Origin of the sequence: Brevibacillus sp. AF8 (assembly GCF_021270385.1) — a bacterium.
Taxonomy (GTDB): Bacteria; Bacillota; Bacilli; order Brevibacillales; family Brevibacillaceae; genus Brevibacillus.
The window spans coordinates 1-5,247 of the sequence record NZ_JAGQDN010000042.1 but is presented as its reverse complement, the minus strand read 5'-3'; the positions used below and the strand labels follow the sequence as shown (position 1 = coordinate 5,247).

General features: G+C 46.5%; 7 protein-coding genes. All 7 read right to left on the bottom strand.

What is annotated here, in order from left to right; all coding sequences use genetic code 11:
• Window positions 1-86: 86 nt before the first annotated feature.
• Window positions 87-896, bottom strand: coding sequence for a flagellar motor protein MotB (motB, locus tag KB186_RS28170; protein WP_173611255.1), 810 nt, complete (start codon window positions 894-896; stop codon window positions 87-89).
• On the bottom strand, window positions 889-1,704 hold the full coding sequence (gene motA, locus KB186_RS28165; protein WP_173611254.1) for a flagellar motor stator protein MotA: 816 nt from the start codon (window positions 1,702-1,704) through the stop codon (window positions 889-891). The genes motB and motA overlap by 8 nt, the downstream gene beginning before the upstream one ends.
• Window positions 1,705-1,795: 91 nt before the next feature.
• Entirely contained in the window at window positions 1,796-2,527 is a 732-nt protein-coding gene (locus KB186_RS28160; protein WP_047073459.1) for a ZIP family metal transporter, read from the bottom strand.
• A gap of 98 nt (window positions 2,528-2,625) precedes the next feature.
• Window positions 2,626-3,141 (bottom strand): peptide deformylase, encoded by a 516-nt coding sequence (gene def, locus KB186_RS28155; protein WP_173611253.1) that lies wholly within the window; start codon window positions 3,139-3,141, stop codon window positions 2,626-2,628.
• A gap of 4 nt (window positions 3,142-3,145) precedes the next feature.
• The gene (locus KB186_RS28150) at window positions 3,146-3,388 is read right to left on the bottom strand and encodes a helix-turn-helix domain-containing protein (RefSeq protein ID WP_173611252.1); all 243 of its coding nucleotides are present in this window, start codon (window positions 3,386-3,388) and stop codon (window positions 3,146-3,148) included.
• Window positions 3,389-3,498: 110 nt separating this feature from the next.
• Complete coding sequence (locus KB186_RS28145) at window positions 3,499-4,101, bottom strand: flavin reductase family protein (protein WP_232774851.1); 603 nt, start codon at window positions 4,099-4,101, stop codon at window positions 3,499-3,501.
• A gap of 103 nt (window positions 4,102-4,204) precedes the next feature.
• Complete coding sequence (locus tag KB186_RS28140; RefSeq protein ID WP_232774850.1) at window positions 4,205-4,984, bottom strand: ankyrin repeat domain-containing protein; 780 nt, start codon at window positions 4,982-4,984, stop codon at window positions 4,205-4,207.
• Between the last annotated feature and the right edge of the window lie 263 nt (window positions 4,985-5,247).

The following is a 5,247-nucleotide window of genomic DNA, read 5'->3' as shown; positions in this document are numbered from 1 at the left end:
GTCGCTTTAAAATTAAGTGAAATAAAAATGGCTGTCGACTTTCTCGACAGCCTGAGGATAGCCTCCAGAGGAAGCTATCCTTTTTATTACGGATTCACAGTATTTTTCGGTGGAGAGGCCAGATCACGCAGGATTGCTACCTCTACCCGTCTGTTTTTCGCTCTGCCTTCTGCCGTCGTATTCGGCGCTACCGGATGGTATTCTCCCAAGCCTGTCGCGCTGAACTTCGTCGGGTCGAGGTTTTTGTTTTCCAGAAGCACCTTCAAGAAGTTAACGGAACGTTTGGCACTGAGATCCCAGTTGGAGGGGAACTCAGCACGGCGAATCGGCACATTGTCCGTATGACCAGTTACCGTCACTTTTTTCGGATGAGGCACCAGCATCGCTGCCATTTCACTCGCAAGCTTTCTCGCTTCCGGTTTCAGATCGGCCTTACCGGAGTCAAACAACGCATTGTCCAAAATGGTGATCAGCAGTCCTTCTTCGGTCAGCTTGGTCTGGAGCTTGTCCTGCAGCTTGTTTTGCTGAATGTATCCGTCCAGCTTTGTCTGTAGCTTTTTCAAGTCCTCTGTCTCTTTGCGGACCGCTTCTTCCAGACGCTTTTCTTCTTCTGTCTTCTGTTTTTCTGCTTCCTGTGCGCCTTTGTGCAAGGTTTGCTGCTGAAGCTGCGGGTCTAGCGGTACCGGGCTTGGGTAGTTCATGACTCCCGTACCGCCGTTGATTGCAACGCTGAAGGACCGAACCATTTGGTCGAACTTCTTCGCATCCATCTCGCTAGAGGCGAACAACACGATAAACAAAGCGAGCAGAAGGGTGAGCAAGTCCGCGTATGGAATTAGCCAAGACTCGTCCATATGCTCTTCATGATGAGCATGTCTCTTTGGTCGCTTAGCCATTTACCGCAGCTCCTTCCTCCCTCTTCTCTTCCTTCATTTCTTCTTTCATTTCCGCACGCTCTTGGTATGGAATGTAAACCAGCAGCTTTTGCTCAATCGCAGTCGGGGATACACCTGCTTGAATGGAAAGCAATCCTTCGACCATGATTTTTTTGATTTCAATTTCTGCCTTTGATTTCCGTTTGAGCTTGGTTGCGAACGGGTGCCATAATACGTAACCCGTGAAAATACCGAGCAAGGTAGCTACGAACGCAGCCGCAATCGATATACCCAATGCATCGATGTCACTCAAGTTACCCAAGGCGGCAATCAGACCCACAACCGCACCCAATACCCCGAGTGTCGGAGCGTAGCTTCCCGCTTGGCTAAAGACGAGTGCCCCTGCCTGATGGCGTTCTTCAATGGCGTGAATTTCTTCATTCAGAACATCGCGAACAAAATCCGGTTCCCCACCATCAATAATCATCTTCATGCCGTTACGCAGAAATGGATCTTCAATCTCATCAGAAGTGTTTTCCAGTGCAAGCAATCCTTCGCGACGAGCGATGGAAGCCCAGTTCATAAACTGACCGATCAATTCTCTTTTTTCAGGGAGCTTTTCTTCTTTAAAAATTATCTTGAAAAGGGCAGGAATACGCTTGATTTCCGACATGGGAAATGCGTTGAAAAGGGCAGCAATCGTACCTACGATGATGATCATAAATGCTGCTGGATTCAGTAATGCCATCGGACTTGCATGCTTCAAGATCATCCCGACTACTACTGCGACAATACCTAAAACTATACCTATCAAGGTAGACTTTTCCATCGTGACACTCCCTACTTCCATAATCGAAATCTATCTATATATGGTTTCGGAATTTTTGCTCTCACTTGTGAGGCTTTTTGAAAAAAACCGCTCATCCAAACGACTGAACTAGTCCAATCATGACCAAAAGTCCCAGGATAAACGAAAAAGTCGCAGATCGAGCATGACCATCTCCATGGCTTTCGGGGATGAGCTCCTTGTAAACGATGAACAACATCGCGCCTGCGGCAAAGGAAAGCCCGTATGGCACCAGCCCGTGAACAACAGAGGTTAAATAATAGCCACAGATCCCAGAGACGATTTCAACTGCTCCGGTCATCGTTGCCAAAAGAAACGCCTTGAAGCGACTGACCTTTTGATTGATCAGAAAAAGTGCCACCAGAAAGCCTTCTGGTGCATTTTGCAGACCGATTGCAAAAGAAATCAGGCCACCCAAGCCAGACTGTTCACTCGAATAGCTCACGCCAACGGACAAGCCCTCTGGAATATTGTGCAAGGTAATCGCAGACAAGATCAGCAGCGATTGCGAATCCATCGAAATGTTGATTCTCGTATGCTCCAAATCGATATGCGGGACGATGCTTTCCAACACCGTAAGCAACAATGTTCCGGTAAGCACTCCCAAACAAACGATAATAAATGGCGCGCTCTGAAGTGCCTGTGGGATCAGACTGAATGTCGAGGCAGCCACCATAATTCCTGCCGTAAACGCCAGCAATATATCCCGCCATCGATGTGATACCGATTTGAAAAAAAGGATAGGCAAGGCGCCCACACCAGTAGCCATGGCAGAAAGAAAGCTACCTATCAGTAGTTGTTCCATGTATGTTCCTCCACGTAAAAATGCCGCTCTCTTCAGATATCCGGAACAAACGGCCTTCTACTATCATATTTCCCGTATGGAGACGGTACGCCTTTTTGTTAGGTCTTTTTTGTTAAGCGGATCACATCCAGCAAATCGACTTTTTGCCTTGTTTTTTCATGATACAGCCATTTTTCCTGAACATGATCCACAAATAAAATTCCGTCTAAATGATCGATTTCATGCTGCATACAAACGGCAAGGAATCCGTCTGCTGCAAGAATTATTTCCTCGCCTTGTCTGTTCAACGTCTTTACCTTTACATGCTCGGCTCTCTTAACATTGCCAAAGTAACCAGGAAAAGATAAGCAAGCTTCCATTCCGATTTGTTCGCCACTCTTTTCTATGATTTCTGGATTAATGAGCTCAATTAATCCATCTCCGCAATCCATGACAACCACCCTGCGAAGAATGCCTACTTGAGGTGCGGCAAGGCCAGCACGGCCGTCCGTGGCATATAAGGTTTCAGCCATTTCGTCCAGTAGCTTGAACGTTTTCGCATTCAGTTCATCCACTGGCTTGGCTACTTTACGCAAGATTGGGTCTCCAAAAGGCAAAATCTGTTTCACTGCCATATTTTTATGCTCCCTTCACTCTATTAGGCGGTGTATACGCCCACAAGTCATTTGGTGTACATTCCAGAGCAGTACAGAGTGCATCAAGTGTCTCGGCTTTCATTTGTTTGGGTTGACTGGTTAGTAAAGCACTGATGGAGGCTGGAGACAAACTGTAATTTGCTCTCTCTTTTAACAGCCTTGCTAAAGCGGCCCCCGTCCAAACTCCTCTTTCTGCCATTACTTTTCGCAACATCCAGACAAGCATCTTTTCACCCCGTATTTTTTGGTATTAACTAATTTTATTAGGCAACACCTAATATACCATATTTTTCATACTGAATACAAAAACGCCAAAAACTTGGCGTTTTTGACGTTCTACGTTTCCGATCGATATGTTTTTCCCAACTGATCACCTAGACCAAAATAATGACGGAAGTTGTAGATCAATGGATTCCATGCTTGAGGATTCACGTGATGAGCACTTTGTACAATTTGTTTGTCTGCATGAACCTGACGCACTTCTGTCTCCACGATCGCAAACATGTCGGCATATTCCGGAAAACGAATCGTGCGGACGACTGCTTCGAGTTGAAGCGGGCATTCTCCTACTCGCTTTGGACGAACGATATTAGAATCAACAGGAGTCAAATTGGCTGCCTGAAACTTATCCGCTTCATAGCGGAAGCCCAGCTCCTCTTTGTAGGCGGGTACGGGATTGCGGCCTGTTAGCGGAGCCAACGCTTCCACTTGCTGCCACATCGAGGCATCCGGCAAATTGATAACACACTCCGGCCGCTGACGCAAATTTTCCAATCCATGCGAGCCAAGTCCGAGTCCCAGAATGACAAAATTTCCTAACGCCCATGACGATGAAATGGGACTGATGTTTGTTGTTCCATCTTCATTTTCAGTCGTCAACAGGACAACGGGGGTTCCGTAATACAAAATCTTCGGTTGAATGGTCGTATGGCTTGTCATGAACATAGCCTCCTTTGACTAGAATCAATCTTGCTACGACTTATTCTAGTCGAGGATTATTTCCATCGCGCTCGAAGTATGAATGTATGCTTACCTCTGCAAATTAGCGTGCTCCAGCTTTTTGCAGGATTTGTACGATCTCGTGATAACCTCGTTCATTTGCACGATATAGGGGTGTTTTTCCTTCGCGATCCGGGATGTTCACGTCAGCACCGTGGTCGATTAACAGTTGGACCATCTCTTGTTGTTTTTTTCCGCCATCGTTCAATACGATTGCTTCCATCAGTGCTGTCCAGCCCGGATTGTTCACATGGTTGACGTCTACATCCGTCCGTGTAAGAATTTCCTTTGCTACTTCCACATATCCATGTTCTGCCGCTGGAATCAAAGGTGTTCCTCCGAAGCGGTTGTAGATCTTCGTATCTGGACCTGCATCGATAACCAGCTTCAATATCTCCAGGTATCCTTCTGCTCCCGCATACAAGAACGGATTATCTTGCCGGTCGTCCTGAATATTGATGTCAGCCCCTGCTTCAATAAGGACCTTCACGGTTTCCACATGGTTGCCGTGTGTAGCCGCCATCGCCGCTGTTCTTCCACGATCATCCTGTGCGTTTATCTCAGCCCCTGCTGCCAAGCTAGCCTTGACTTCATCGGTTTTGCCCTCGGCTGCTGCAGAGAGCAGTTTTTTGTTCCGTTCTTTCACTTCTTCTTGAGATAGAGTTGGTTTTTTCCCTGGTTGAGACCGTTGTTGTGACGGCTGTGGTGTTGCTGGTTGTTGTTGCTGTACGGTCGTTACAGCCGGAGCTGTTACGGACGGTTCATCCACACAGCCAGTCAACAGCATTCCGAATGGGATTGCAGTGAAAATGAGTTTGTACATTTGGCACCTTCCTCCATGGTAAGTCATTGAGATATAGACCTAAGCCCGGTTGCGTACCGAGCTTAGATTGCCTGTTATACCTCTGAATACATCGTAGTCCGTAGAGATAAACTCCTACTAAACCTGTTCTTAATGAACTATTTCCTAAAGATTAACTTTTTCTAAAAAAATGAGAATGAAAAGAAAAAAACGCCAATCATGTTGGCGTTTTCAGGCTGTCGAGAAAGTCGACAGCCATTTTTATTTCACTTAATTTTAAAGCG